Source organism: Pinirhizobacter soli (assembly GCF_015905305.1).
Lineage (GTDB): Bacteria > Pseudomonadota > Gammaproteobacteria > Xanthomonadales > Rhodanobacteraceae > Pinirhizobacter > Pinirhizobacter soli.
In genome coordinates, this window is sequence record NZ_JADZLQ010000001.1 from 1,906,191 (window position 1) to 1,932,415 (window position 26,225).

The following is a 26,225-nucleotide window of genomic DNA, read 5'->3' on the forward strand; positions in this document are numbered from 1 at the left end:
AGGGTCCGGAAAGGCAAGCACGGATCGTGCCGCCAGGGCCGGTTTAGTCCTTCAGCACGTAGACGGCGCCGCAATAGGAGCACTTGGACTGGCCGCCATCGTCGACGATCGGCAGGTAGACGCGAGGGTGCGAGTTCCACAACTCCATCCCGGGCATGGGACAGGACAGCGGGAGGTCCGCGCGGGTCACTTCGTAGAGGTTTTCGGCGTTGGCGGGAATAAGGCTGGCCATGGGCGATTCCGGCTAATGATGCAAAAGGCGATGGTAGCAGGGGGGAGGTGCCCCACACGCAAAAAAAGACCCGCGACGAGCGCGGGTCCTTTCCAGTCCAGACTGCCCTGATGCTTACTTGCCGCCGAACTTTTCCTTGTACGCCGCAGCCTCCAGGCCTTCGGTCGTAATGGAAATCTTGATTTCGTCGCTGACGGCGGGGACGTAGGCGCCAACACCGAAATCGGAGCGCTTGATCACGGCCGTGGCATTGAAGCCGGCGGCCGGGGCCTTGAGCATCGGCTGATCGCCAACCTTGTTCACCGTGACATCCAGGGTGACCGGCTTGGTCACGCCGTGGACGGTGAGATCACCGGTAACCTTCAACTTGTCCTTGCCCGCTGCGGCGACCTTGGTGCTCTTGAAGGTGACCGTGGGGTACTTCTCCGCGTCGAAGAAATCCGGCTTCTTCAGGTGTTCATCCAGGGCCGGCACGTGGGTGTCCAGCGCCGAGAGCGGCAGGGTGACCTCGACCGTAGCCTTGGTCGGGGCGGCCGGGTCGTACACCAGGGTGCCCTGCGACAGGCCCAGGTTGGCGGTGGGGTTGGAGAAGCCGAAGTGGTTCCAGGTGAACAGGACCATGGTGTGGCCCGGGTCGAGCGTGTAGGTAACCGGGGCCGCCTGGACGGCGGTACCGGTGGCGAGCAGGCCAGCTAGGGCCAGGAAAACGATCTTGCGCATGGGTTATCTCCGTGGAAAGGGCAAACTGTAACGATCAGGCGATGCGGGCGGCTTCGTCGAAATCGAGCCGGGGGCTGCGTGGGAACAGGTTGCGGCTGCCGTCGCCGTAACCTAAGTTCACCAGGAAATTGGACTTTACCGTGGTGCCGGCGAAGAACGCAGCATCCACGCCGGCATTGTCGAAGCCCGACATGGGACCGGTGTCCAGGCCCAGCGCACGGGCGGCCAGGATCAGGTAGGCGCCTTGCAGCGTGCTGTTGCGGAAGGCCGTCTGGTCGATCATTGCCTGGCTTCCGACGAACCAGCTGCGCGCATCGGCGTGCGGGAAGAGCCGGGGAAGGTGTTCGTAGAATTCGTGATCGGCGGCCACGATGGCGGTGACCGGCGCCTCCATGGTCTTGGCGCGGTTGGCCTCCGACAGGAAAGGCGAAAGCTTCGCCTTGGCCTCGGGAGACTTCACGAACACCAGGCGCATCGGCGAGGTGTTCGCGCTGGTCGGTCCGAATTTGACGAGGTCATAGAGCTGGTGGAGAAGCCCGTCGTCGACGGGGCGGTCCGTCCATGCGTTGTAGGTGCGCGCCTGGCGGAAAAGCTGGTCGAGGGCGGCAGCGGTAAGCGGGGTCGTCATGGGCATCCTTCGGTTGCTTGTCATCTGGCCCGGTCCTCTGGGCGAATTCCCAGTTTATGCGCGAACGGTGTCCGGCGGCGACCGCCCTGGATGAACGTACTGTCGTCCCACACGCTACAATCGGTCACGATGAAGACAAGCCACGGCGGCGAATGCTGGGTCATCACCGACGGGGCCGCGGGCAACGAGCGTCAGGCCATGGCCCTTGCCCAGACGACGGGACTCATCATCCGGCCCTTCCGCGTGCAACTTCGCCGTCCTTGGGCCTGGGCGGCGCCCCGTCTGTTGCCGGCCTCGCTGCTGGCCTTGGCTCCAGTGCAGCGTGCGCAGTTCCGCCCGCCCTGGCCACGCGTGGTGATCGGCTGCGGACGTGCCTCGGCGATGCTCACCCGCCTGGTCGGGCAGCTGAGCGACCGGCGCACCTACACCGTGCAGATCCTCGATCCGCGGCTGGACACCCGCTACTGGAATCTCGTGGTGGCGCCGGTGCACGACGAGCTGAAAGCCGCCAACGTGATTCAGATGACCGGCTCGCTCAATCCCATCGACGACACCTGGCTGGCCGAGGGACGGGAAGCATGTCCTACCCTGGGCGACCTTCCCAAACCGCGGCGGACGATCCTGCTGGGGGGCGAACGCCGCGGCATCGAGCTTGGCGCGCCCTACGCCAGGCAGTTGGTGGAGAGCCTGCGCGCCATGGCCGCCCGCGAAGGCGGCAGCTTCATGATCTCAAGTTCCCGGCGCACGCCAGCGGCCTTTCGCGATGCCGTCGTCTCAGGCCTCGCCGATTTCCCCGGCCATGTGTGGACGGGCGGCGATGACGCCGGCAATCCCTATGCCGGATACCTGGGTTGGGCCGACTCGCTGGTGGTAACGCCCGATTCGGTGAACATGCTTTCCGAAGCCTGTGCCACCGGTCGCCCGGTGCGCACGCTGGTCACCGCGCCTTTGCCGGCAAAACTGGCCCGCCTGCATGCCACCTTGCGCTCGCGCAACCTGCTGGGCGACCTGGACGACCGCCTGCCCTCGAGTTTCACGCCGCTTCGGGAAACCCAGCGCGTCGGCCTGGAACTGCGCCGGCGCATGCTTGAATACGTGGGTCCGGTCGCTAGCTGAAGACGAACCCGGCGCTGGCGGCAACCGCCAGCACCTGCGCCGCCGCTTCATCCAGCGCCGCCTCACGGGGGGCAAGCCGGGGGCGTCCATCAAGCGTGCAGGCCAGTGCTCGCGACAGGAACAGCCCGTGTGCGCGTTCGAGCAGGCCGGCATCGGTCGCTGCCAGCGCACCGGCATCGACCAGCCAGGTGAGCAACGCTGGAGTGCTGCTGGGTATCGCCTGGACCGTGGCGCTGGTGGCTGCATGAGCAAGCACCAGCCCTTGCGACAGGAATTCGATATCGAGCAGGGTTCCGGCACCCTGCTTCAGATCCAGGCGCGTGGTGTCCGAACGGTCGCGTTCCTGGCGCCAGCGCGAACGCATGGCGGCCACTTCGGTGCGCACGGTGGCGCCATCGCGCGGGCGCCGCAAGATGGCCTCGCGCAGGGCGTCGAACGGGGCATGCAGGGTTGCATCGCCGGCGATACCGCGCGCGCGCACCAGCGCCTGGTGCTCCCACGTCCATGCGCGCTCGTTCTGGTAGCCGGCAAAGGCATCGACGCTTGTCACCAGCAGGCCCTTCGCCCCGTCCGGACGCAGCCGGGTATCGATCTCGTACAACTTGCCGCCGCGGGTAAGCGCACCCAACCAGTGCACGATGCGCTGGGCCAGGCGCTGGTACCACTGCGCGCCGTCCAACGGACGCGCACCGTCGCTGCGTGCGGTGGCTCGCGCACCGTCATAGACGAACACCAGGTCAAGGTCGGAGGCGAAGCCCAGCTCCGCGCCGCCGAGGCTGCCGTAGCCGAGCACGGCAAAGCCGGTACCTTCGCCGGGCAGGCTGCCGTGCTGCGCCTTCAGTTCACGCTCGGCCATCGACAGCACGGCAGCGACCACCGCCTCGGCGAGCGCGGCAAGGCGCCGCGACGTGGCTGCGGCGTCGGCGCGATCATCGCTGAAGGCAAGCCCTAATCGGAAGCCGATGCTCGACTGCAGTTCGTTCAGTCGATCCAGCTCGCCTTCGGCGTCGCGCTCGTCCAGTGCCGACAGCGCACGGCCGATCTCTGCCGCGACGTCGGTGCGCTTGAGCGGCAACTGGTCGATGCGCGGATCCAGTACGTCGTCCAGCAACAGCGGCTGGCCGATGATCTTTTCGGCCAGGAACGCGCTGCGCGCGAACACCGCGACCAGCCGCCGTCGCGCGGCCGGCTGTTCTTCGAGCAAGGCCAAGTAGGACGACCGTCGCGCCACGGCTTGCACCAGCCGGCAAAGCCGCGAAAGCACCGTCGCCGGTTCCGACGACTCACGCGCTGCGGCGATCAGCTGCGGCATCAGGCGGTCCAGCCGCTCGCTCGAACGGGTAGACATCGAACGCACCGCCGCTCCGCGCGGAAGGCTCAGCAGTACGTCCACCGCTTCAGGCGTGGGTGGGAACCCTGCCTCTGCGAGGTTGGCCGCTTCCAGTTCGCCGGCCCGCGCCTTGCGCCAGAGGTCCGCATCGATCGCTGGCACCACGGCGGCACTGCCACCCTGGGGCACCAGCACGGCGGCAAACTCGGCCGACACCAGCTCGCGGTGGGCGGTGAGTTCCACTTCCAGCGAAGGCCAGTCGGCATAGCCCAGTCCCAGCGCGATCCGTTCACGGGAAAGATCGTCGTCGGGGACGTCGTGGGTCTGCGCGTCGCGCAACATCTGCACGCGGTTTTCCAGCCGGCGCAGGAACAGGTAGGCCTCGCGCAACGGCTTGGCGCGTCCGGCGGGAATATGCCCGCGCGCTTCGCAGGCAGTGAGCGCGGGCAACAGGCCACGTACGCGCAAGGCCGGATCGCGGCCGCCGCGGATCATTTGCGTCAGCTGCACGATGAATTCGATTTCGCGGATACCGCCCGGCCCCAGCTTCAGGTTGCCGGCAAGGTCCTTGCGCACCACCTCCGCGTCGATCAACGCCTTCATCTCGCGCAGCCCGGCGAAGGCCGTGTAATCGAGATAGCGGCGATACACGAAGGGTCGCAGCATGTCCTGCAGTTGCCGGCCCGCCGTGCGGTCGCCTGCCACGGGACGCGCCTTGATCCATGCATAGCGCTCCCAGTCGCGGCCTTCGCGCTGGTAGTACTGCTCCATGGCGGCAAAGGGCAACGCCAGGCGGCCGGCGTTGCCGAAGGGGCGCAGGCGCAAATCCACGCGCGCGCAGATACCGTCGCTGGTGGGTTCGGCCAGCAGGCGCACCAGCTGGCGGCCGAGACGGACGAAATATTCGTTGTTGTCGAGCGGACGGGGGCCATCACTCTGGCCGCCGTTGGGATAGGCCAGCACCAGGTCGATGTCGGAGGAGAAGTTCAGCTCCGACCCGCCGAGCTTGCCGAAGCCCACCACCACAAGCCGCTGTTCCTCTCCCGAAGCATCGCGCGCCTTGCCGTAGCGCCGGGCCATGGCGCGCTCGCTCCAGGCCAGGCTCACCCCCAACAAGGCTTCGTAAAGCTGGCTGGTGGCTGCGAGGGTTTCGCCCACGTCGTCCAAGCCATTGACGTCGCGGAAGACCAGGCGAAGCGCCTCGGCATGGCGGAAGCGGCGCAGGTTGGCCAGTGCCTGGGTTTCGTCGTCGGGGAGCTGCAAAGCCTCGATTCGCGCGGAAGCATCGGCGCCGGAGCGAAGGCGTTCGATGCCCGCCGGCGCCAGCCATTCGGGATGTCGCCGCAGGACGTCGAAGGCGTAGTCGCTGGCCAGCAGCAGTTGGCGCAGGCGTTCGGTGACGCCCGCATCATCGTGAACCGCCACGCCCATGGCGCGGCAGCGCGCCATCAGGTCGGCCAGGCGGCCATCGACGAGGGCGCGGAGTTCGGGAGAAGGACTGGGCTGGGGCATGGCCGTCCATTGTGCCGTCGATAGGCGGTCAGCGGACAGTCAGTCGACAGGCACATGCAGTTCATGACCCGTGGGTTACAGTGTCTACCCGTTAGCGTGACAACTTCCGTCATGTCGCAAATTCCTGTCGTAAAATCAAGGTTATGGCGCTGGCGCGTTCTGCGCATCGGGGTGCCGCTGGCACTGGTCGTGGCGTTGGTATTCCTTACCTCGCTGATCGATGGAAACCCGGGCGTCAGCCCCGGTGTCTGGTATCAGCGCCCGCTGCACCTGTTCGCCAATGCCCTGCCGGGGCTGATGGTGGCGATGCTCCTGGTGGTGCTCACGCGCAGGATTTTCCTTTCCTTCGGACTAACCTGCCTGGGGCTGGGTATCGTCTATGGCGTGAATGCGATCAAGGTGCGCAACCTCGGCTCGCCCCTGGTGCCCGCCGATTTCCGCATGGTTGGCCAGCTCAAGGGGGGCGGCGCGCATCTTCTGGGCGGTTACCTGCCCGCAAGTCCCTGGCCGTACCTGGCCATCATCACAGCCATCGCCATCGTCTGGGCATTGGCCCGCTACGAGCCACCCATGTTCGCCCGTCGCACGCACGGCAAGCGCCTGACCGCGGGCTTTGCCCTGTTGGCGCTGCTGGGCACGCTGTTCGCCGGCCTGCCCGCCTGGGCCCACGTGTACGACCGCGACCGGCTTGGCATGGAGCCCTGGTCGGCGTCGGCCACCGCGGGACACAACGGCCTGGTGACCATGCTGATGCAGTTCCGCCTGCAGTACGCCGGCCAGAAACACAAAGCCGATCCGGACGTCGCCGAGCGCTTCATTGCCGCAAGCGACACGCGCTTGCGTGAGCACATCGCGCAGAGCGCGACGTACGACGGCCAAACGCCCGACATCGTGATCGTGCAGAGCGAGTCGTTTTTCGACCCGTCCGTGATCAAGGGGCTGGAGGCCAACAACTTCGCACCCAACCTGCACAGCCTGGCCGAGCGCTCCGCCTCAGGCTCGCTGCATGTACCTACCTTCGGCGGCGGCACCATCCGCACCGAGTTCGAAGTGCTCACCGGCCTGTCGCTGCGTTACTTCGCCGACATGCAGTTCCCCTACCTGCAACTCAACACCAAGGTGATCCCGGGGATGGTGCGTACCTTGCGCTCGCATGGCTACGAAACCATCGCTGTGCACGGCAACGATGGCAGCTTCTGGAATCGCAATACAGCCTTCAAGGCGCTGGGCTTCGACAGGTTCATCACGCAGCCGCAGTTCCCGCGCGGCTTCAAGGTCGATGGCAACTACATGGCCGACAGCGCGATGACGGATGAAATCATGTCGCAGCTGAAAGACTCCGGGCCGCCACGGCTGGTGTTCGCCATCAGCATGGAAGCGCACGGGCCGTACGACACCAATCCCAATATCGATGTGGCCGAACGCGATGCCATTCCGGTACCTGATGGCGTGGATGGCAAGGCCAAGCTCGACCTGCAGAACTACATCTATCACATGCGCCATGCCGACGCCGAGCTCGGCCGCCTGGCGGATCTTCTGTCCAAGCGCGAGCGCCCCGCCCTATTGCTGTTCTACGGCGACCACTTGCCGGCGCTGATCGACACCTACAACACCGCAGGCTTCATCAACGGCCAACCGATGCTTACCCAGCCGGTACCGTGGATTCTCTTCGATACGCGAGTGGACAAGAACGTGAAGCAGGACATGGCCGCATGGGCGTTGCCGGGCATGGTGCTTGACCGGGCCGGCATCCACGATGATCCGTACTTCGCGCTCACCCAGGTGGTGGCGCCGGTACTGGCGGCGCTTACCCGCGCCCCTGACGCACCGCCGCCGGATGAGGACGCCGTGCAGAAGGACGACGACAACGGCATGGGCAACGTGGCGCAGCTGCGCCTGCGCGGCAAGCTGGACAAACTGATGGCGCAGTTCGCTTCGCCGATGGATGCGGCCGCCTTGGCCCGACAGAAGACAGCAGCGGATGAAGCCGCGGCAGCAGGCGCACGCCAGTAAGTCATCGCCACAGTACGGGCATAAAAAAAACCCCCGCCGAAGCGGGGGTTTTGTTTTCAGCGGAAGGGCGGGATCAGAAATCCATACCGCCCATGCCGCCCATGCCACCGCCGTGACCGCCACCGTGGCCACCGCCGTCGTCCTTCTTCGGCACTTCGGCAACGATCGCCTCGGTGGTGATGGCGAGGCCCGCCACCGATGCAGCGTGCTGCAGGGCCGTGCGGGTGACCTTGGTCGGGTCCAGGATGCCCATCACCAGCATGTCGCCGAACTCGCCGTTGGCGGCGTTGTAGCCGAAGTTACCCGTGCCTTCCTTGACCTTGGCGACGATCACCGAGGGCTCTTCGCCCGCGTTGGCGACGATCGCGCGCAGTGGCGCTTCGAGGGCGCGGCGGGTGATGGCAATGCCCAGGTCCTGGTCGGTGTTGTCACCCTTCAGGTTTTCAACAGCCTTCAGCGCGCGGATCAGCGCAACGCCACCGCCGGCAACAACGCCTTCTTCCACCGCTGCGCGCGTGGCGTGCAGGGCGTCTTCGACGCGGGCCTTCTTTTCCTTCATTTCGATCTCGGTACCGGCACCGACCTTGATCACCGCAACACCGCCGGCCAGCTTGGCCACGCGCTCCTGCAGCTTCTCGCGGTCGTAGTCGGAGGAGGTTTCCTCGATCTGCGCCTTGACCTGGCTGATGCGCGACTGGATGCGCTCAGCTTCGCCGGCACCGTCGATGATGGTGGTGTTTTCCTTGGTGATCACCACGCGCTTGGCGCGGCCCAGGTCGTTGATGGTGGCCTTCTCAAGCTGCAGGCCCACTTCCTCGGAGATCACCTGGCCGTTGGTCAGGATCGCGATGTCTTCCAGGATGGCCTTGCGGCGGTCACCGAAGCCCGGCGCCTTGACGGCGGCGACCTTGACGATGCCACGGATGGTGTTGACCACGAGCGTTGCCAGGGCCTCGCCCTCGACTTCCTCGGCCACGATCAAGAGCGGCTTGCCAGCCTTGGCGACGGCTTCGAGCACGGGCAGCAGCTCGCGCACGTTCGACACTTTCTTGTCGTGGATCAGGATGTACGGGTCGTCCAGCTCAACCTGCTGGGAGGCCTGGTTGTTGATGAAGTACGGCGACAGGTAGCCGCGATCGAACTGCATGCCTTCGACGACGTCGAGTTCGTTCTCCAGGCCCGAACCTTCTTCAACCGTGATCACGCCTTCCTTGCCGACCTTCTTCATCGCGGTGGCGATGATGTCGCCGATGTTGGCGTCGGAGTTGGCCGAGATCGTACCGACCTGGGCGATTTCCTTGTCGTCAACGGTGGGCTTGGAGAGCCTCTTCAGCTCACCCACGGCGGCGATGACGGCCTTGTCGATGCCGCGCTTGAGGTCCATCGGGTTGATGCCGGCGGCGACTGCCTTCAGGCCTTCCTGGATGAACGCCTGGGCCAGCACCGTGGCGGTGGTGGTGCCGTCACCGGCGACGTCGGAGGTCTTGGAGGCGGCTTCCTTGACGATCTGGGCGCCGAGGTTCTCGTACTTGTCGGCCAGTTCGATCTCCTTGGCCACGGACACGCCGTCCTTGGTGATCGTGGGGGCGCCGAAGCTCTTCTCGAGCACGACGTTGCGGCCCTTGGGACCGAGGGTGACCTTGACCGCGTTGGCCAGGGTGTTCACACCCTTGAGGATGCGCGAGCGGGCGTCTTCGCCGAAGCGTACTTCTTTAGCTGCCATGACTTTGAATTCCTTGAACTTAGGTTAGGTTTTTACGGAGTGCGGGAGAGGCGGGATTCAGCCTTCGATCACCGCAACGATGTCGTCTTCCTTAAGGAAAACGAGCTCTTCACCGTCGATCTTGATTTCCTGGCCGGCGTACTTGCCGAACAGCACGGTTTCGCCTTCCTTCACCGACATCGGGCGGACGTTGCCGTCTTCCAGGATGCGACCGGTGCCGGCGGCGATGACCTTGCCGCGGGTGGGCTTCTCGGTGGCGTTGTCAGGAATGACGATGCCGCCAGCGGACATGCGCTCTTCTTCGAGGCGCTTGACGATGACGCGGTCGTGCAACGGACGCAGCTTGCTCATGGTTCACTCCACTAAGTGGTTGATGGTGAAAGAAAATGGTGTCGCCTGTTAGCACTTGCCATGGGCGAGTGCTAGAAGTTTAGCCGCAGTTCGTCCATGGCGGAAGAAGCGGGGCGCGGGTAGCTAATGGCGGCGCGTGGGCGTGGTTCAAGGGGTGCATGGCCCAAAGACGACCGATTCTTCACGGCGACCCCGTCGCAGGCGGACGAGATGACGTCCTGGGAGGAGCCCCTGATCGGGCATGGCGGGCGCGTCTTAGTGGCCTTCACTGGCAGCCCGTGTCGGACAGTTTTGCGGCGATTCGAATAGGAAGGGCACGCCACGCTTCCTAGCATGTCAATCCATGCCCCTTGTGGAAGAAGCCATGCGATTGGTTCCCGCTCCCTGTTTCCCGTCCCTGCAGTTGATGTTCATCATCTTCGGCTGCCTCCTTGCAGGTACGGCCCGTGCAGGCATCACCCTGGACAGCATGCATGCCTACCTGGCGCCCAACCGCAGTACCGGCGAGCTCACCGTCTACAACATGAGCCCGATCACTGCCTATGTCCGGGTCGACGTGATCGAAATGACGGTCAAGGGCGACGAATTGGGCGCGGTACCCGGCGAAGCGGAAAAAGCCATGCTGGCGAGTCCCAACCGCCTGATCGTGCCAGCGGGCGGCCGCCAGGTCGTGCGCCTGATCGCCCTGGGTGAGCGCGATCATGAACGGTATTTTCGTGTGCGTTTCGTTCCCGTGGCACCAAAAAAAGCCGATGGTTTCGCCATATCGGACGAAGATGAAAGCGAGGCCTCCAAGGCCATCCATGCCCAGTTGAACATCCAGGTGGGCTACGGCGCGCGAGTGGTCGTTGCTCCGCGCTCACCCAAGTTCGCTACGCGCATTGTGCCCGTCGAGGGCGGCCACGTGATCCACAACGACGGCGACAGCACGATCTATCTCGCGGGCCATCGTTCATGCCGCCGTGGATCGCATGACTGCACGGAACAACCTGTCGAGCGAGTCGATCCCCTTGGCAGTCTTCTGCTGGCCAACGAACCAGGGCGCTATCGCTCGTTCGATCTAAAGGAAGGAGCAGCCGCAATTCCAAAGACCATCGGCGACAACGACTGACGGTAGAGCCGTCCGAAACAACGTTTGAGACGTCCCAACACGAAGCCCCATGAAGCTGAAGCTTGACCCTCAGAAAGGAGTTTCCCGCACCCTCAAAACCATGGTCCCGTCGATTGAAGACGGGGCCGCCAGAAGCAACTTAAACAACATTGACGAAAGGATTCACTCATGAAAATCAACCCTATCGCCCTCGCTCTTTGCCTTGGCTTGGCACCGATCGCTGCTGCCGCGGCCGCACCGGTCGAGCAACTCCTGAAGTTCAAGACCGTGCTGCCCGCGGATGACTTCAAGATCGCTCCGACCACCGCGTGGCCAGCGGCAACAGCCACCACCGATCTTGCCTATGACAAGACCAAGGATACGTTCACTGCCTATACGAACCAAGTGGGCATCACCAGCGCCACACAGAACGTTACGGCCAGGCTGGAAAACACTGCCGCTCTGGTAGCCGGCCCCAACAGTATCCCGGTGGAGGTGAAATTGGGCGGCAAGGTGCTTACGACGACAGCGCAGCAGATACATCCCAAAGGCGCCGCCGAGGTCAAGTACCCGCTTAACATTATTCCCACGGGAAAGGGTCACGTCGCCGGCACCTACACAGGTGAGGTCGTACTGATATTCGACGGCGTCTAAAACCATGCATCAGGTCGAATAAATCGATCTGATGTTTTTTGCGGATCATCAGAATGAAAGGAATCACCCGTGAAGATCAATCACATGGCCCTCGCCATTTGTCTTGGCATGGTGCCGATCACCAACGCCGCGTCTACTCCAGTCGAGCAGACATTGAAGTTTCGTGCGGCGGTACCTGCGGATGAGTTCAAGATCGAACCGGGCACGCCGTGGCCGGCGGCCGGCGTGGTCACGGAATTCAAATATGACAAAGTCAGAAACCAATTCACCCGTTATACAAACTCCCTCACTATTACCAGTTTGGGGCATGACGTCACGGCGAAGATTGAATCCTTTGGCGCACTCTCGGACGGGACAAACAAAATATGGCTATCTGTGTCGGTGGCGGGGAAGCCGCTGTCCCCGACGCCAAAGCTAATCCACTCCAAGGGTCCGAATGCGGAAACCTACGAGCTGGATATCGTCCCGACACCAACAGGCACACCAAAGGCCGGCACTTATACGGGCGACATTGTGTTGATCTTCGACGGCGTTTAAACGGCCCCGGGTCGATTTAGATAGGCCTGGCATTTTTCTTTGGCTGGCGCCTGACGCGGACGGGCCAGGTTTTCTTTCAGACGCCACAGTCGCGCTAGCACGCGCCCCTGGATTCTCTACATGGATGTAGGCAATGAAATGCGCCAAAAAGCTATGCGCGGCGATAGCCCTCTCGCTCGGCGCACCCGAAGCGTTCGCGGCCGCCGCTCCATCGCCACATATCGCCCTTGAACAACAGGCGGCAGACCTGCCCAACGATTTCATCGGACACTTTTTCAACGTTCCGCTCGCCGTGCGCGTAACCGTGCAGGGTGAGTACCTCGGCGATGCCATGGCTGTTCTGAGCGCGCGCGATACCGTCACACTGCTGCGTTTCACCGACAGCAATGAAAGTCCCTGGCCGGATTCTGTGCGCACGCGAATCCTTGGCATGCTGCACAGTGCACAACCGCTGGGAACATGCATCCAGGCTCGATGTCCCACACCTTGGCGCCGGCTGACGTTCGACCGGAGTTCGTCCACGCTGGACATTGTCACCGTCGACGCGATGGCGGCGCGGGCTGAAGAACGGCACGCCGAGGTCCCTACTTCCGGAAGCGGGGTGATCGTCAATCAACGCATCAACGCGGCGCATGACGGGCATGGGGATGCATCCGGCCGTTACTGGATCGACGTCCTCACCAGCAAACATGGCTGGACGACCACCATCGCGGCACAACACCAACGAGTGGCCACGAACGGCACGAATCGTCCTGTCGCAGGGACTACCCGCCTACAGCATGCCTACGTGGAGCGGCAGGTGAAACGGCACTTCGTGCGCGTGGGTGCGTTCTATCCCGATACTATCGGCCTTTACCAACAACCCCTCTTGATCGGCGCCCGTGCCCAGAATGTACTAGGCATCATGCTCGGCAGTTCTGACGTTCTGGACGACACAATCGGTACTCCAAGCGCGCAACCGATGTTCGTCACGGCGACCCGGCCGGGGCTGGTCGAGATCTATCGCAACGGTACGTTGGTACATACCCAGCCGGTCAAGGCCGGCTTGCAGCCGGTCGACACGGCGCCCTTGCCGGGCGGTATCTATGCCGTTGAACTGCGCGTGGTTGAAGATGGCACGGTAACGTCAAGCACCCATCAGTGGGTATACAAACCCACGCTGTGGACCAATACGCAGCGTCGCTGGCGCTACAACGCTTTCGCCGGACGCCAGCTGCGCGGCGCTCCCGGGGACGGCGATTTCCGCCGCGACGGACCGGCCTACGGCGCGGCCGCCAACGTGTTGCTGCATCCGCGCTTCATCCTCGGGGTTTCTGCCACCGGGCAGGCTGATGGCCACGCAGCCGCGGCGTCGTTCACCGCCCAGCCAACGGAAAGGTCGATGCTGCACGCCAATATCTATCGCGCGTCAAGAACCGGGCACGGCGGCGACATCCAGTTCAACATAAACACGACGCGCGCGAACCTTGGCCTGTCATACGGCGACACATGGATTGTCACGCCATCCAATGTTCGCTTCTCCGCCATGCGCCGGCGCACATGGTCGTTCGCTGGCTCGTTGCGCCCCAACCAGGCCACGACGCTGAACCTGCGGCTTGCCGGGCGCAAGCCCGATCGCGGGGTTTCGTACGACCTTGCCCTGGAGCGGCTTTTCGCCGCGAAGAATGGTTCCACGATCGTTCGCGCTTCGGTTTTCGACCGTCCATTGCTGTTGGACAAGCGGCCCAGGCGCAACCGCGGCTTCGAGCTCAATGCCACGCTCGCACTTTCCGCGCCTGTGCGTGCCTGGTCTGCAACCGTGGGACAACATCGCGACGTTGATCGTCGCAACGAGACATACGCGCGGGTGGATTACCGGCGCAACGCGGAGGGCTCGATTCCCCTCGTCAACGGCGACATCAGCGCCGATCGCCATGGGGTAGGCGCGGCGGGTGGCGTGCAGTTCCTCAATCGCTACCTACGGGGCGACGTTTTCGCCGCACGTTCCTCTCTCGACGGCCAGTGGGCAGGCGGCTTGAACATGGACACGACGTTGGCGCTGGGTGCCGGCCACACGAGTATCGGCGGTGCGCCGGGCCTGCGCTTCGCGCAATCGATGATGGCCATCGACGTCGACGGTGAATCACCCGGTTCACGCGTTCGCGCCATTGTCCGCGACGGGGAAAGCGTTCTTTTACGACCGGGTCGCAATTTGGTTGCGGTCCAACCGTTTGTCGCCAATCGCGTGAACTTCGATGTGGAAGGATCCACGGCGTCGACGACGCAACTCGATCGTCGCGCCGTCGACTTCCGCGCCAATGCCGGTGATGTACTGCATGCGAAGGTATCGATGACCCAAACCGTCACCGCGCTGGGACGATTGATGGATGCAGCGGGCCGCCCGCTAGCCGGCGCGGTCGTGACGACGAGCGTGGATCGGACAGTGACTGAGGCCAGCGGCGTATTTTCCCTCGCGATCGCGAAAGGTCAGTCCACGCTTACCGCAAGCCGCGACGAACAGGATCTTTGCACAGTCGACAATCTTCGCCTGAACCTGTCCGGTGATGATGACCTGGCCATGCTGGGTGATGTGGTCTGCAAGCCGTCAACCATGGGGATACATCCATGAAACATCGCTTCCGCCAGACCATGGCAATCATCGTTGGCATGGCATGCGCCGAGCCGGGTGCCAGCACGGTGATCGAGGTCACGGCGAATTTCAACAGCGCGCAAAGTTCAGCCGCGTTCGTCGACACGACCCCGGCGCTGCCTTGTTTTGGCGGCGCCTGTGCCGACCCTCGGGTACGCCTCGTCGATACTGGCGTGATCGTCAACCAGCACCTGGGTGGCGATGCAACCGATAGCCAGGCGTCATTGGGCATGTCCATTCCCGCTACCCAAAAACGCGTCACCGTCAGCGATGGACGAAACAGCTTCGACGTCTACTTCCGCATTACGGCGCAGGGCTTCGCCTTGGCGGGCAGCGGGGTCACCCGCGAGATCTTCATCGACGACGGCATGGCACGTCCACGTGGCGATTGCCACGCCTCGGTAACACCTACCAGCGGCACGCTAACCGGCGTTTGGGCAGCTACTGGCGAACGCACGATGTGCCATGCCACCGTCAAGGCGGGCGTCGCCGTCGATGTGCGCCAGCAGGTATCGCTGGCCTACCAATTGGGTCTGCCTTCGCCGCTGAAGATTCCCTCAGGCGTTTATACGGGCGAGGTACGCTACGCCGTCGGCATGGGACAAGACCTCGACTTCGCCGGTGGTACCACCAGTGAGTCGGAGGTTGTGTTCCGCCTGAATCTTGGCGTGACGCACGAGCTTCGCGTTGACTTTGGCCACGGGCCCGGTGGCGCTCCCATCGAAGTGGAGCTGGTGCCTGCGGGCGGCTGGAGTGCATGGCCCCGTGGCCGTGTTCCCGCCAGTGTGCAGGCCGACGTGCCGTTCCAACTATCCTTAAGCGGGCCGACGCGGATGTACCTGCGCTGCCAGGACACTGCGCGATGCACCATGCGGTCTGCCGCGGGCGACACCGTGACTCTTGCCATCAGCGCCTCCATCCCCGGTGCAGTCACTGCCGCCGGCGAGCAAGCCATGGCAAGAACCTCACTGCCCATTGGTGAGGCGCAGGCCCTCACGATCATCCCCTCCGGGACGCCGCTCCGTTCCCAGGTGTCTGTTTTGCATGCGGCCACACAAGGCGCACTCCGGGCCGGAACCCTGTACGAGGGCGAAGCCGTGCTGGTACTCGACGCTAACTGACCCACAAGGCACCATGAACGCATGTCGGGACGAAACAAGCCATGGCCATCGTCATAGCGTTTTGCAACTGCCCCACGGCGGACACCGCCAACGCCCTGGCCAACGGGGCTGTCGAGCGTCGTCTGGCCGCCTGCGTGAACATTCTTCCCGCCGTGGCATCGGTATACCGGTGGGAAAGCCGCATTGTCAGCGAGACGGAATCCACGCTGCTCATCAAGACCACGCGTGAATGCGTCCCCGCGCTCAAGGCCTACATTGAGGAATTCCATCCTTATGACACGCCCGAACTCATCGTCCTGGACGTGACCGACGGCCTGCCCGCCTACCTGGCATGGGTTGCGGCCGAATCGAAGCCCCCCTCCAGCGACCCGATGTAAGCTTGCGGGGCTTCCCCGGGTCTGCTTCGGCACTACACGGGCGTGGACCCGCGATGTATCGGCTTTCCGGAGTTGCCATGAAGTTCCCATCCCCGCGTGCCTGGCTGTTGTCCCTGGCCGCCCTGATCAGCTTGCCGGCTTTCGCCCAGGACGACGGCTTGCTGCCCGTCACGCAAGCCTTCCACCTGACCGCCGATGCCTCCAAGGCCGGCGTGGTGAAACTTCACTGGACGATTGCCCCGAACTATTACCTCTATCGCGGCCAGCTGAAGATCAAGGCCACGGACGATGCAGCGCTGAAACTTGGCGAGCCGCAGCTGCCCGATGGCGTGAAGCACCACGATGAGTTCCTGGGCGACGTGGAGACTTACCACGGCGCCATGGATGCCACGGTGCCGTATACGCTCACTGACGCATCGGCCAAGACGATCGCGCTGACCGTGCGCTACCAGGGCTGCCACGAAGTGGAGCCGAAGATCTGCTATCCGCCCAATACCGAGAAGCTCAACCTCACCATCGGTGCTCCGCCGGTGGAAACGAGCCCGGCAACGGGTGCTGGTTCGGCCGCGGGGACGGCGACGCCGACCACTGCCGCCACGGCATCGAATTCAGGCCTGGCGCTGTTGGGCGGCAAAGGCGCCGCGACGTCGACCGACGGCGCCCCCCTCCCCGCCGAAAAAGCCTTCCGCTTCGAGGCCATCGCCACCGCCCCCGACAAACTCCTGCTTCGCTGGACGATGCCCAAGGATTACTACCTCTATCGCGACAAGACCGCGCTGGAAGTGATCTCGCCCAAGGGCGCCAGCCTTGGCGAACCAGAATGGCCCAGCGGCATCGCGCACAACGACAAGTACAACGGCGATGCCATTGTCTATTACGACCAGGTGGAACTGCCTGTCGCCCTGAAGGACGGCCCGGGCAAGGGCGATGTAGTCGTGCAGGCCACCTTCCAGGGTTGCCTTGAAAACGGCATCTGTTATCCGGTGATGACGCGCCAGGTGAAGCTGGACCTTGCTGGCGGCACGGGCACTGATGTCACGCCTGCGGCGACCGAAAGCGCCACGCCCGCCGGCGCGCCGCAGGAAGTCGCTCCGCAGATGCCTCCGCCGGGCGTTGGCGACTCGCCTGGCCTTCTCGCCGTGCTCGGCCTGGCGCTCCTGGGCGGTCTGATTCTCAACCTGATGCCCTGCGTATTGCCGGTGCTGTCGCTGAAGGTCGTGTCGGTGGTCGAAGGCTCCAGCCACGACGGCGGCGCGCGCAGGCACGCCCTGTACTACACCGCCGGTGTACTGGTGTCCTTCGCCGTCATTGGCCTGGCCGTGATCGGCCTGCGCGCTGCCGGACATGCCCTGGGTTGGGGCTTCCAGCTGCAGCAGCCGGTGGCGGTGGGCGTATTGATCTACATCATGCTGGCCGTGGGCCTGTCGATGTCGGGCGTGGTGCAGTTCGGCACCTCGCTGGGCAATACCGGCAGCGGCCTGGCCTCACGCAGCGGTCCTACGGGCGATTTCTTCACCGGCGTGTTGGCCGTGGTCGTGGCAAGCCCGTGCACGGCACCGTTCATGGGTCCGGCGCTCGCCTTCGCCTTTGCCGCCTCACCGCTGGTGGCCTTGCTGGTGTTCCTGCTCCTGGGCCTGGGCCTGGCCCTGCCGTTCCTGGCCATCGGCTATATCCCGGCACTAGCGCGCCTGTTGCCGCGTCCCGGCCGCTGGATGGAAACCTTCAAGCAGGTCCTGGCCTTCCCCATGTACCTCACCGCGGTATGGCTGGTGTGGGTGCTTGCCAACCAGCGCGGTGCCAATGCCGTCGGGGCCGTGCTGGCCGGCGCGGTATTGCTGGCCGCAGCGCTGTGGTGGTTCGAGCGCAGCCGTGGCGGCAAGCCGCTGTCGAAGGTGTTCGTGGCGGTCCTTGCCCTTGGCGCTCTCTACCCACTTGTGGTGGTCAATGGCCTGGAGAGGCCGCAGGCGGCGGCCGCTTCAAGCGGCAAGGTGTCGTTCTCGCCCGAAAAACTGGCGGAGCTGCGCAAGAGCGGCAAGCCGGTGTTCGTGGACATCGGCGCCGACTGGTGCGTCACCTGCAAGGCCAACGAGCACGCCGTGCTCGACACCGATGCCTTCCACGCGGTGATGAAGGAAACCGGCGCCACCTACATGTACGGCGACTGGACCGACGTCAATCCCACCATCGCCGCGTTCCTGGAACAACACCATTCGCCGGGCGTGCCCTTGTACGTGGTTTACCCGGGTAACGGCGCGGAAGGCAAGAAGCTCTCCACGGTGCTCACCCAGGACGCGGTAGCCGCGGCGCTGCGCGAAGCCGCGGCGCCGTGAACTTCCTGCGTGGTCCCACGGCAGCGATCCTGTTACTGGCCTTGATCGCCGCCGGCGTGGGTCTGTACGTTGATCGCCGCGCTCCACAGGTCGACGTCAGCGGCGATCTTGCCGTGGGAGCCCCCTTCCCGGCGCTCAAGCTCACTGATCTGGATGGCCGGCCGGCATCGCTGGACCACTGGAAGGGCAAGAAACGGCTGGTGAACTTCTGGGCCACCTGGTGCGGCCCCTGCCGGGAGGAAATGCCCGCCCTGGCCGCCGCACAGGCCAAATACGCGGCCCATGGGGTGCAAGTCATCGGCGTGGCGCAGGACGACCCCGACAGCGTCAGGAAACAGGCCCGCGAGGCCGCCCCGGCCTACCCCTGGCTGCTGGCCTCGGCCGACCAGGCCACTTCCGCCCAGGCCGGTAATGCCCGCAACCTGCTTCCCTATAGTGTGTTGCTGGACGACCAGGGCCGCGTGCTGGCCAGCCACCTGGGAAAGCTGGACGACGCCCGGCTTGCGCAATGGCTGCAACGCTAGCGCGGCCAAGAGTCGTTGGACGCTTACATCCGCTGGTAAACCATACGCAAGCGTGCGGTATTGCAACAAACAGCGGCGATCTTCCGCTAACTGCGCCGAACTGGACAATTGACCCCAGGGCGCGCAAACTCCGCGCCTTCGGCTTGCCCGTGAGAGGCGCATGGCAAAGATCCTGGTCCTGCACGGTCCCAATCTCAACCTCCTGGGTGTCCGCGAGCCTGATATCTACGGGCGCGACACCCTGGCGGATATCAACACCAGGCTGACTACCCGCGCCGGCGAAGCAGGCCATAGCGTGGCCTACTTCCAGTCCAACGCCGAGCACGAGCTGGTGGGGCGCATCCACCAGGCCCGCGACGAAGGCGTGGCCTTCATCGTGATCAACCCGGGCGCCTTCACCCATACCAGCATCTCGCTGCGCGACGCCCTGACCGGCGTGGCCATCCCGTTCATCGAGGTCCACCTGTCCAACCCCCATGCCCGTGAACCCTTCCGCCACACCTCGTACCTATCGGACGTGGCTGTCGGCGTGATCTGCGGACTGGGTGCACACGGCTACCAACTCGCCCTCGACGCCGCCCTGCGCCGCGTCGGCGACGCCTGAATATTTCATCCCCTTTCCAGAAAAAGGTTTGTCCCATGGACCTGCGCAAGATCAAGAAGCTGATCGACCTGCTCGAAGAGTCGAACCTGGCTGAACTCGAAATCAAGGAAGGCGAGGAAGTGGTGCGCTTGTCCCGCGTGCCCAAGGGCAGCGTGCAGATGCAGCCGATGTATGCGCAGGCCGCACCCGCCCCGGTCGCCGCTGCACCCGCTGCCGCGCCAGTCGCCGCCAGCGCCCCGGCTGCCGACACCGCACCGGCTGCGTCCGACCTCCCGGCCGGCCACACCGTCAAGGCCCCCATGGTTGGCACTTTCTATGCCGCCTCCACCCCGGGCGCCCCGGCGTTCGCCAAGATCGGCCAGCAGGTCAAGGCCGGCGAGACCATCGGCATCATCGAGGCGATGAAAATGTTCAACCAGATCGAGGCCGATGTCGCCGGCACGATCGTGGCGATCCTGGTCGAGAACGGCCAGCCTGTGGAATTCGACGAACCCATGTTCGTGATCGGCTAAGGAACAGCCATGTTGAACAAGGTCGTCATCGCCAATCGCGGCGAAATCGCGCTTCGCATCCTGCGCGCATGCCATAGCCTGGGGATCAAGACGGTCGCCGTGCACTCCACCGCCGACCGCAGCCTGAAGCACGTGGGCATGGCCGATGAATCGGTGTGCATCGGCCCCGCGCCGTCGGTGGACAGCTACCTCAATATCCCGCGCATCATCGCCGCCGCGGAAATCACCGACGCCGATGCCATCCATCCCGGCTATGGTTTCCTGTCCGAGCGCGCCGACTTCGCCGAGCAGGTGGAAGAGTCCGGCTTCGTCTTCATCGGTCCCACCGCCAACGTCATCCGCATGATGGGCGACAAGGTGGAAGCCATCCGCGCCATGAAGGACGCTGGCGTCCCCTGCGTACCCGGCTCCGGTGGCCCACTGGGTACGGACCCTGCCGCCAACGTCAAGATCGCCCGCGAGATCGGCTATCCCGTGATCATCAAGGCTTCCGGCGGCGGTGGCGGACGCGGCATGCGCGTGGTGCGCACCGAAGCACACCTGGCCAATGCGGTCACCATGACCAAGGCCGAAGCCAAGGCCGCGTTCGGCAACGAACAGGTGTACATGGAGAAATTCCTGGAGAATCCGCGACACGTGGAGATCCAGGTGATGGCCGACGGCCAGGGCAATGCCATCCACCTGGGCGAGCGCGACTGCTCCATGCAGCGCCGCCACCAGAAGGTGGTGGAAGAAGCCCCCGCGCCGGGCATCACGCCCGAGGAGCGCGCCCGCATCGGCAAGGTCTGCACCGACGCCTGCGTCCGCATCGGTTATCGCGGCGCTGGCACCTTCGAGTTCCTCTACGAAGGCGGCAAGTTCTACTTCATCGAGATGAACACGCGCATCCAGGTGGAGCATCCGGTCACCGAGATGATCACCGGCATCGATCTGGTGCGCGAGCAGTTGCTGATCGCCGGTGGCGAAAAGCTTTCGATCCGCCAGGAAGACGTGGTGATCAAGGGCCATGCCATCGAGTGCCGCATCAACGCCGAAGATCCCGACACCTTCATGCCCTCGCCGGGCACGGTGAAGCGCTTCGAGGCGCCAGGCGGCCCCGGCGTGCGCGTGGACACGCACCTGTATGACGGCTATCGCATCCCGCCCAACTACGACTCGATGATCGGCAAGCTCATCGTGCATGGCCCCGACCGTGAGACCGCCATCGCCCGCATGCGCATCGCGCTGCTGGAGACGGTGATCGAAGGCGTCAAGTGCAACGTACCGCTGCAGCAGCGCATCATGGCCGACAAGGGCTTCCAGGCCGGCGGGCAGAACATTCACTACCTCGAGAAGCGGATGGCGGAGCAGAAAGAGGCGGCGGCGGGAACGCAATAATGCCGTGGCTTGAGCTTTCCCTCACCATCACACAGGCCCAGCAGCCAGCCACCGAGGAAGCGCTCGAAGATGTCGGGGCGCTTTCGGTGACGCTGCAGGACGCCGACGCCGAAACACCCGACGAGCAGGCCATTTTCGAGCCGGGCGTGGGCGAGTTGCCGCTGTGGGCGACGATCACCCTGCTTGCGCTGTTCGAAGCGGATGTTGATCGTCGCGGCCTTCTGGCCGCGCTGGCCGATCGCCTGCCGTGGCTTGACACCGACACACTCGATTTCCGCGTAGTCGAGGACCAGGACTGGGAACGAGCCTGGATGGACCAGTTCAAGCCCATGCAGTTCGGCCGGCGCTTGTGGATCTACCCGTGGAACATCGAACCGCCCGCGGGCGGCGATGAAGTGGTGGTGCGCCTTGATCCAGGCCTTGCCTTCGGTACCGGTACCCATCCGACCACGGCGCTATGCCTGGAGTGGCTCGATGGCCTGGACCTGCATGGCCTGACGGTACTTGATTACGGTTGCGGTTCCGGCGTGCTGGCGCTGGCGGCGCTGAAGCTCGGCGCCAAGCACGCGGTGGGCATCGACAACGATCCCCAGGCGCTGACCGCCTCGTTGGACAACGCCCAACGCAACGACGTAGCCGATCGACTGGAAGTGCACTTGCCCGGCGCCGGCAACGTGGCGCCTGCCGACGTGCTGGTGGCCAATATCCTGGCCGGCCCCCTCGACGAACTGGCGCCAGCGTTCGCTGCCAGTATCAAGCCCGGCTCGCCGTTTGCCATGTCGGGCATCCTGGCCGGCCAGCACGAGGAGCTGCTTGCCCGTTACGGCGAATGGTTCGACGACCTGGCCATCGCCATCCGCGAGGATTGGGTCCGCATCAGCGGCACGCGTCGCAGCTAGACTACCGCCATGTACACCCAGTGCCCCGACTGCCTCACCGTCTATGCGCTGCAGGCAGCGGCACTTGTCCCGGCCTGCGGCTGCGTGCGTTGCGCCCATTGCGACAATGTCTTCCAGGCACTGGGCACGCTGTCGGAAACTCTCCCCCCCGAACCCTTCCGCAAGCTCGACGAGCACGCCCTTGACCAAGCCCCGCCCCTGCTCGACCAGGCGGTGTTCCGACCACCGGTTCAGTCCGTGGCCGAGGGCGCGCCAGGCCAGGAAGATTTCTCCCAACTGACGTTTGCGCCGCGCTTTGCACGTGACAAACGCAAACCGCGCGCACCGCGCCACTGGTGGGGATGGACGGCGATCTGTGCGGTATTGCTGTTGGGATTGGGCGGCCAACTTGGCTGGGCCAAGCGCGAAACCCTGGTAGCCGATCCCACCATCGGCCCGATGCTTGCCTCGGCCTGCCATACCCTGGGCTGCCAGTTGCCACTGGTGCGCGACACGACGCAACTGAAACTATTGGCCCGCGAAGTCACCGCGCATCCGAAAATTCCCGGCGCCTTGCTGATCACCGCGCATGTACGCAACGACGCCTCGTTCGCGCAGCCGTATCCAGTAGTAAACATCACGTTGAGTGATGCCGACGGCAAGCGCCTGGCCATGCGCCGCTTCCGTCCTGAAGAATATGTCGGCGACGCAACCACCGTGGCACGCGGGCTCAGGGCCGCGTCGGACTCGGTCATGGTGTTCGAAGTGCAAGACCCGGGCCAGAACGCGGTGAACTTCGAGTTCGCCTTCGAGTGAACGCCGGCTGGCCGATCTAGGAACTTTTCTTTTTCGCAAGCCTTAAATTCGTCCGCGGACACGGGTATAGTCGATCCCTTCGCGATCGATCGGTCGGCCATTCGAGCCCAAAGCCGCGGTCGTAACATTCATGCAAATCCTGCAGGGCCATGGCTGTCCCTGCGCTGTTCCGTGAGGGGATCGACGTGCACGCTGTCCGACTGACCGACGTTGAAGTGGCGAATGAACCGTCCATGCAGAGCGCCCTCAGCGAATGTGTCAGCCGTACCGTGCGTCGCTATCTGAAGGACATTGGTGACACGCATTGCGATGAAGGCCTGCATGCCTTGGTCATCCGCGAGGTCGAAGGCCCGTTGCTGCGTGAAGTGCTCGCCTTCCACGAAGGCAACCAGAGCCGTGCGGCTGCCGCGCTGGGCATCAATCGCGCCACGCTGCGCAAGAAGCTGTCAGCCCACGGCCTGATCTGACGGGCGCTATAATGGTCGGTCTCCTGCCTGGATTCCGGTCATGCCCACGCCCGATCTCGTCCCCGTCCGCCGCGCCCTACTGAGCGTCTCCGACAAGCTGGGACTCATCGACCTGGCCAAACGCCTGTCCGATAAGGGTGTGGAGCTGCTTTCCACCGGCGGATCGGCCAAGGCCCTGCGCGATGCCGGCATCCCGGTCACCGAGGCCAGCGATGTCACCGGTTTTCCCGAGATCATGGACGGCCGTGTCAAAACGCTGCACCCGGCTGTGCATGGCGGCCTGCTGGGCCGGCGCGGCGTCGATGACGAGGTCATGCAAACGCACGGCATCGAGCCGATCGACCTGCTGGTGCTGAATCTCTACCCGTTCGAAAAGACCATCGCCACGCCGGGCTGCACGCTCGAGGACGCCGTGGAGAACATCGACATCGGCGGCCCCGCCATGCTGCGCGCGGCGGCAAAGAACTGGAACGATGTCGCCGTGCTTACCGATCCGGCACAGTATGACAACGCGCTCACGCAGATCGAGACTAAAGGCGGCCTCGACCGGGCGACCCGATTCGCACTGTCGGTGGCGGCGTTCAACCGGGTGGCTGCCTATGACGCGGCCATCAGCAACTATCTTTCCGCCGTGCAGCTCAATGACACGCAGACAGCCGTGTCCAGTGTCGATGCCTTCCCGGCACAGGCCAACCACTCCTTCATCAAGGTGATGGGCCTGCGCTATGGCGAGAATCCGCACCAGCAGGCGGCTTTTTACCAGGACGCTACGCCTGCCGCCGGGACACTCGCCACGTTCCATCAGTTGCAGGGCAAGGAACTGTCCTACAACAACATCGCCGACGCCGACGCTGCGTGGGAATGCGTGCGCCAGTTCGACGTACCCGCCTGCGTGATCGTCAAGCATGCCAACCCCTGTGGCGTGGCCGTGGCGGCCGATCCGCTGGCCGCTTACGAGCTGGCGTACGCCACCGACCCTACCTCGGCCTTCGGCGGCATCATCGCCTTCAACCGGCCGGTGGACCATGCCACCGCCCAAGCCATCGTCGGCCGCCAGTTCGTCGAGGTGCTTATCGCGCCGTCGTTCGCCAGCGAAGCCCTGGCCGCAACGGCCGCCAAGGCCAACGTGCGCGTACTGGAAATCCCAAGCGGCGACGGCCGCAATAACTTCGACTTCAAGCGCATCGGCGGCGGCCTGCTGGTGCAGACGGCGGACAACCACACCGTCAAGCGCTCGGAACTGAAGGTGGTAAGCAAGCGCGCGCCCGATGCGAAGGAACTGGACGACCTCTACTTCGCCTGGGCCGTTGCCAAGTACGTGAAATCCAACGCCATCGTGTATGCCCGCGACGGCCGCACCATCGGCGTGGGCGCCGGCCAGATGAGCCGCGTGGTTTCGGCGAAGATCGCAGGTCTCAAGGCCGAGGAAGCGGGCCTCACCGTACCGGGTAGCGCCATGGCTTCGGACGCCTTCTTCCCTTTCCGCGATGGCATCGACGCCGCGGCTGCGGCGGGCATCCGGGCCGTGATCCAGCCCGGCGGGTCGATGCGTGACAAGGAAGTGATCGCGGCCGCCGACGAGCACGGCATGGCGATGGTGTTTACCTCGATTCGACACTTCCGCCATTGACCGGCCGCCGCGCGTAGCGGCGAGCCAGTACCGCGCATACCATCAGCTGGATCTGATGAAACAGCATCACCGGCAGCACGATGCTGCCCAGTGGATGCCCGGCAAAGATCACCTTGGCCATCGGCACGCCGCTGGCCAGGCTCTTCTTCGAGCCGCAGAACACGATGGTGATCTCGTCCTCACGGCTGAAACCAAGCGCGCGGGCGCCGTAGCGGGTGATCAGCAGGGCCAGCGCCAGGATCACCGCATCGACAATGAGCAGGCCCGCCAGCACCGGCGCGGGCATCTGCTTCCATAGGCCTTGCAGCACCGCCGCACTGAAAGCGGTGTAGACCACCAGCAGGATCGAGCCGCGGTCGACGAAACCCAGCCAATCCTTGTACTTCTGCACCCATTCGCCGATCCAGCGCTGGGCTACCTGGCCTGCAACAAAGGGCAGCAACAGTTGCAGCACGATGGCGCCCACGGCATCGACCGAAAGGCCGCCATGGCCGGACGTGCTGATAATCAGACCTACCAGCAACGGCGTAACCAGGATGCCGATCAGGCTCGATGCCGAGGCCGAAACGATGGCCGCCGGTACATTGCCCCGGGCGATCGAGGTAAAGGCGATGGACGATTGCACCGTCGATGGCAGCGTGCACAGGAACAGCACGCCCAGGTAAAGCTCCGGCGTCACCAGGGGCGCCAGCAAAGGCTTCAGTGCCAGGCCCAACAGCGGGATCACCACGAAGGTGCTGGCCAGTACCACCGCATGCAGCCTCCAGTGGCGTGCGCCCTCCACCACCGCCTGGCGCGGCAGCTTCGCCCCGTGCAGGAAGAACAGCAGGGCAATGGCTAAGTCGGTGACCCAGTCGAATACCGTCGCCGCGATGCCCCGGCAGGGCAGCAGGCTGGCGATGATGACGGTCAGGACGAGGGCGGAGGTGAATCCGTCGGGAAGAAAGCGGCGAATATCCATCGATGTATTGGAACTTGGCGCGGGCTGCAGCGCAATGCGCGACCGGTCACGCAAATACTTGCCGTCACGCTCACACCCGCTAGAGCCGTGCCA

The 26,225-nt window shown here is 64.4% G+C and carries 24 protein-coding genes; 17 read left to right on the forward strand and 7 right to left on the reverse strand.

The features are described 5' to 3' along the window. Positions 1-43: 43 nt before the first annotated feature. From NDK18_RS08410 to NDK18_RS08420, 3 genes are all read right to left on the reverse strand, one after another. Positions 44-232: a zinc-finger domain-containing protein gene (locus NDK18_RS08410; RefSeq protein WP_250624734.1), complete on the reverse strand. Its 189-nt coding sequence runs from the start codon at positions 230-232 to the stop codon at positions 44-46. Between the two features lie 114 nt (positions 233-346). Beyond that, positions 347-952 (reverse strand): YceI family protein, encoded by a 606-nt coding sequence (locus tag NDK18_RS08415; RefSeq protein WP_250624733.1) that lies wholly within the window; start codon positions 950-952, stop codon positions 347-349. Between the two features lie 34 nt (positions 953-986). Beyond that, positions 987-1,580, reverse strand: a complete 594-nt coding sequence (locus NDK18_RS08420; RefSeq protein WP_250624732.1) for a malonic semialdehyde reductase — start codon at positions 1,578-1,580, stop codon at positions 987-989. A gap of 129 nt (positions 1,581-1,709) precedes the next feature. Here NDK18_RS08420 and NDK18_RS08425 point away from each other — a divergent pair, with 129 nt between their 5' ends. Further along, positions 1,710-2,696 carry a mitochondrial fission ELM1 family protein gene (locus NDK18_RS08425; RefSeq protein WP_250624731.1) on the forward strand — a complete coding sequence of 329 codons (987 nt, stop codon included), beginning with the start codon at positions 1,710-1,712 and terminating at the stop codon, positions 2,694-2,696. Here NDK18_RS08425 and glnE read toward each other — a convergent pair. Then, a complete protein-coding gene (glnE, locus tag NDK18_RS08430; protein ID WP_250627521.1) occupies positions 2,689-5,538 on the reverse strand; it encodes a bifunctional [glutamate--ammonia ligase]-adenylyl-L-tyrosine phosphorylase/[glutamate--ammonia-ligase] adenylyltransferase in 2,850 nt (949 codons plus the stop codon). The genes NDK18_RS08425 and glnE overlap by 8 nt on opposite strands. A 111-nt stretch (positions 5,539-5,649) precedes the next feature. Here glnE and NDK18_RS08435 point away from each other — a divergent pair, with 111 nt between their 5' ends. Then, a complete protein-coding gene (locus NDK18_RS08435) occupies positions 5,650-7,551 on the forward strand; it encodes an LTA synthase family protein (RefSeq protein ID WP_250627522.1) in 1,902 nt (633 codons plus the stop codon). Positions 7,552-7,624: 73 nt separating this feature from the next. Here NDK18_RS08435 and groL read toward each other — a convergent pair whose 3' ends face one another. Both groL and groES read right to left on the reverse strand, forming a co-directional pair. Continuing rightward, positions 7,625-9,274 carry a chaperonin GroEL gene (gene groL / locus NDK18_RS08440; RefSeq protein WP_250627523.1) on the reverse strand — a complete coding sequence of 550 codons (1,650 nt, stop codon included), beginning with the start codon at positions 9,272-9,274 and terminating at the stop codon, positions 7,625-7,627. A 57-nt stretch (positions 9,275-9,331) separates the two neighbouring features. Continuing rightward, a complete protein-coding gene (gene groES / locus NDK18_RS08445; protein ID WP_250627524.1) occupies positions 9,332-9,625 on the reverse strand; it encodes a co-chaperone GroES in 294 nt (97 codons plus the stop codon). Positions 9,626-9,989: 364 nt separating this feature from the next. On the opposite strand from groES, the gene NDK18_RS08450 reads away from it, so the two are divergent. The 15 genes from NDK18_RS08450 (at position 9,990) to purH (ending at position 25,171) form a co-directional block, all read left to right on the forward strand. Further along, complete coding sequence (locus tag NDK18_RS08450; RefSeq protein WP_250627525.1) at positions 9,990-10,736, forward strand: hypothetical protein; 747 nt, start codon at positions 9,990-9,992, stop codon at positions 10,734-10,736. A gap of 168 nt (positions 10,737-10,904) precedes the next feature. Then, the gene (locus NDK18_RS08455; RefSeq protein WP_250627526.1) at positions 10,905-11,369 is read left to right on the forward strand and encodes a CS1 type fimbrial major subunit; all 465 of its coding nucleotides are present in this window, start codon (positions 10,905-10,907) and stop codon (positions 11,367-11,369) included. A 69-nt stretch (positions 11,370-11,438) separates the two neighbouring features. Continuing rightward, positions 11,439-11,906 carry a hypothetical protein gene (locus tag NDK18_RS08460; protein ID WP_250627527.1) on the forward strand — a complete coding sequence of 156 codons (468 nt, stop codon included), beginning with the start codon at positions 11,439-11,441 and terminating at the stop codon, positions 11,904-11,906. A 133-nt stretch (positions 11,907-12,039) separates the two neighbouring features. Then, on the forward strand, positions 12,040-14,514 hold the full coding sequence (locus NDK18_RS08465; RefSeq protein ID WP_250627528.1) for a TcfC E-set like domain-containing protein: 2,475 nt from the start codon (positions 12,040-12,042) through the stop codon (positions 14,512-14,514). Next, entirely contained in the window at positions 14,511-15,656 is a 1,146-nt protein-coding gene (locus NDK18_RS08470) for a hypothetical protein (protein WP_250627529.1), read from the forward strand. The genes NDK18_RS08465 and NDK18_RS08470 overlap by 4 nt, the downstream gene beginning before the upstream one ends. A 41-nt stretch (positions 15,657-15,697) precedes the next feature. After that, positions 15,698-16,033 (forward strand): divalent-cation tolerance protein CutA, encoded by a 336-nt coding sequence (cutA, locus tag NDK18_RS08475; protein ID WP_250627530.1) that lies wholly within the window; start codon positions 15,698-15,700, stop codon positions 16,031-16,033. A 77-nt stretch (positions 16,034-16,110) separates the two neighbouring features. Continuing rightward, positions 16,111-18,363, forward strand: a complete 2,253-nt coding sequence (locus NDK18_RS08480; RefSeq protein ID WP_250627531.1) for a protein-disulfide reductase DsbD family protein — start codon at positions 16,111-16,113, stop codon at positions 18,361-18,363. Beyond that, the gene (locus NDK18_RS08485; RefSeq protein WP_250624721.1) at positions 18,360-18,887 is read left to right on the forward strand and encodes a TlpA family protein disulfide reductase; all 528 of its coding nucleotides are present in this window, start codon (positions 18,360-18,362) and stop codon (positions 18,885-18,887) included. The genes NDK18_RS08480 and NDK18_RS08485 overlap by 4 nt, the downstream gene beginning before the upstream one ends. Before the next feature lie 160 nt (positions 18,888-19,047). Beyond that, positions 19,048-19,491, forward strand: a complete 444-nt coding sequence (gene aroQ / locus NDK18_RS08490) for a type II 3-dehydroquinate dehydratase (RefSeq protein ID WP_250624720.1) — start codon at positions 19,048-19,050, stop codon at positions 19,489-19,491. Between the two features lie 35 nt (positions 19,492-19,526). After that, entirely contained in the window at positions 19,527-20,003 is a 477-nt protein-coding gene (accB, locus tag NDK18_RS08495) for an acetyl-CoA carboxylase biotin carboxyl carrier protein (protein ID WP_250624719.1), read from the forward strand. Between the two features lie 9 nt (positions 20,004-20,012). After that, entirely contained in the window at positions 20,013-21,380 is a 1,368-nt protein-coding gene (gene accC, locus NDK18_RS08500; protein ID WP_250624718.1) for an acetyl-CoA carboxylase biotin carboxylase subunit, read from the forward strand. Then, positions 21,380-22,279, forward strand: coding sequence for a 50S ribosomal protein L11 methyltransferase (prmA, locus tag NDK18_RS08505; RefSeq protein WP_250624717.1), 900 nt, complete (start codon positions 21,380-21,382; stop codon positions 22,277-22,279). Before accC ends, prmA begins: the two co-directional genes overlap by 1 nt. Positions 22,280-22,288: 9 nt before the next feature. Continuing rightward, positions 22,289-23,074 (forward strand): zinc-ribbon and DUF3426 domain-containing protein, encoded by a 786-nt coding sequence (locus NDK18_RS08510; protein ID WP_250624716.1) that lies wholly within the window; start codon positions 22,289-22,291, stop codon positions 23,072-23,074. 233 nt (positions 23,075-23,307) lie between these two features. Further along, the gene (locus NDK18_RS08515; protein WP_250624715.1) at positions 23,308-23,541 is read left to right on the forward strand and encodes a helix-turn-helix domain-containing protein; all 234 of its coding nucleotides are present in this window, start codon (positions 23,308-23,310) and stop codon (positions 23,539-23,541) included. A gap of 40 nt (positions 23,542-23,581) precedes the next feature. Next, on the forward strand, positions 23,582-25,171 hold the full coding sequence (gene purH, locus NDK18_RS08520) for a bifunctional phosphoribosylaminoimidazolecarboxamide formyltransferase/IMP cyclohydrolase (RefSeq protein WP_250627532.1): 1,590 nt from the start codon (positions 23,582-23,584) through the stop codon (positions 25,169-25,171). On the opposite strand, the gene NDK18_RS08525 is transcribed toward purH, so the two are convergent. After that, on the reverse strand, positions 25,143-26,132 hold the full coding sequence (locus NDK18_RS08525; protein ID WP_250627663.1) for a bile acid:sodium symporter family protein: 990 nt from the start codon (positions 26,130-26,132) through the stop codon (positions 25,143-25,145). The genes purH and NDK18_RS08525 overlap by 29 nt on opposite strands. Positions 26,133-26,225 lie beyond the last annotated feature (93 nt).

Bases quoted from the DNA above. Each gene is read 5' to 3' on its own strand.
- accC (WP_250624718.1), top strand. From the start codon at position 20,013: ATGTTGAACAAGGTCGTCATCGCCAATCGCGGCGAAATCGCGCTTCGC.
- NDK18_RS08525 (WP_250627663.1), bottom strand. From the start codon at position 26,132: ATGGATATTCGCCGCTTTCTTCCCGACGGATTCACCTCCGCCCTCGTC.
- NDK18_RS08470 (WP_250627529.1), top strand. From the start codon at position 14,511: ATGAAACATCGCTTCCGCCAGACCATGGCAATCATCGTTGGCATGGCA.
- NDK18_RS08515 (WP_250624715.1), top strand. From the start codon at position 23,308: ATGCAGAGCGCCCTCAGCGAATGTGTCAGCCGTACCGTGCGTCGCTAT.
- NDK18_RS08420 (WP_250624732.1), bottom strand. From the start codon at position 1,580: ATGACGACCCCGCTTACCGCTGCCGCCCTCGACCAGCTTTTCCGCCAG.
- groES (WP_250627524.1), bottom strand. From the start codon at position 9,625: ATGAGCAAGCTGCGTCCGTTGCACGACCGCGTCATCGTCAAGCGCCTC.
- NDK18_RS08410 (WP_250624734.1), bottom strand. From the start codon at position 232: ATGGCCAGCCTTATTCCCGCCAACGCCGAAAACCTCTACGAAGTGACC.
- prmA (WP_250624717.1), top strand. From the start codon at position 21,380: ATGCCGTGGCTTGAGCTTTCCCTCACCATCACACAGGCCCAGCAGCCA.
- purH (WP_250627532.1), top strand. From the start codon at position 23,582: ATGCCCACGCCCGATCTCGTCCCCGTCCGCCGCGCCCTACTGAGCGTC.
- NDK18_RS08450 (WP_250627525.1), top strand. From the start codon at position 9,990: ATGCGATTGGTTCCCGCTCCCTGTTTCCCGTCCCTGCAGTTGATGTTC.
- groL (WP_250627523.1), bottom strand. From the start codon at position 9,274: ATGGCAGCTAAAGAAGTACGCTTCGGCGAAGACGCCCGCTCGCGCATC.
- NDK18_RS08455 (WP_250627526.1), top strand. From the start codon at position 10,905: ATGAAAATCAACCCTATCGCCCTCGCTCTTTGCCTTGGCTTGGCACCG.
- NDK18_RS08435 (WP_250627522.1), top strand. From the start codon at position 5,650: ATGTCGCAAATTCCTGTCGTAAAATCAAGGTTATGGCGCTGGCGCGTT.
- NDK18_RS08510 (WP_250624716.1), top strand. From the start codon at position 22,289: ATGTACACCCAGTGCCCCGACTGCCTCACCGTCTATGCGCTGCAGGCA.
- NDK18_RS08415 (WP_250624733.1), bottom strand. From the start codon at position 952: ATGCGCAAGATCGTTTTCCTGGCCCTAGCTGGCCTGCTCGCCACCGGT.
- glnE (WP_250627521.1), bottom strand. From the start codon at position 5,538: ATGCCCCAGCCCAGTCCTTCTCCCGAACTCCGCGCCCTCGTCGATGGC.
- NDK18_RS08465 (WP_250627528.1), top strand. From the start codon at position 12,040: ATGAAATGCGCCAAAAAGCTATGCGCGGCGATAGCCCTCTCGCTCGGC.
- NDK18_RS08480 (WP_250627531.1), top strand. From the start codon at position 16,111: ATGAAGTTCCCATCCCCGCGTGCCTGGCTGTTGTCCCTGGCCGCCCTG.
- accB (WP_250624719.1), top strand. From the start codon at position 19,527: ATGGACCTGCGCAAGATCAAGAAGCTGATCGACCTGCTCGAAGAGTCG.
- cutA (WP_250627530.1), top strand. From the start codon at position 15,698: ATGGCCATCGTCATAGCGTTTTGCAACTGCCCCACGGCGGACACCGCC.
- aroQ (WP_250624720.1), top strand. From the start codon at position 19,048: ATGGCAAAGATCCTGGTCCTGCACGGTCCCAATCTCAACCTCCTGGGT.
- NDK18_RS08425 (WP_250624731.1), top strand. From the start codon at position 1,710: ATGAAGACAAGCCACGGCGGCGAATGCTGGGTCATCACCGACGGGGCC.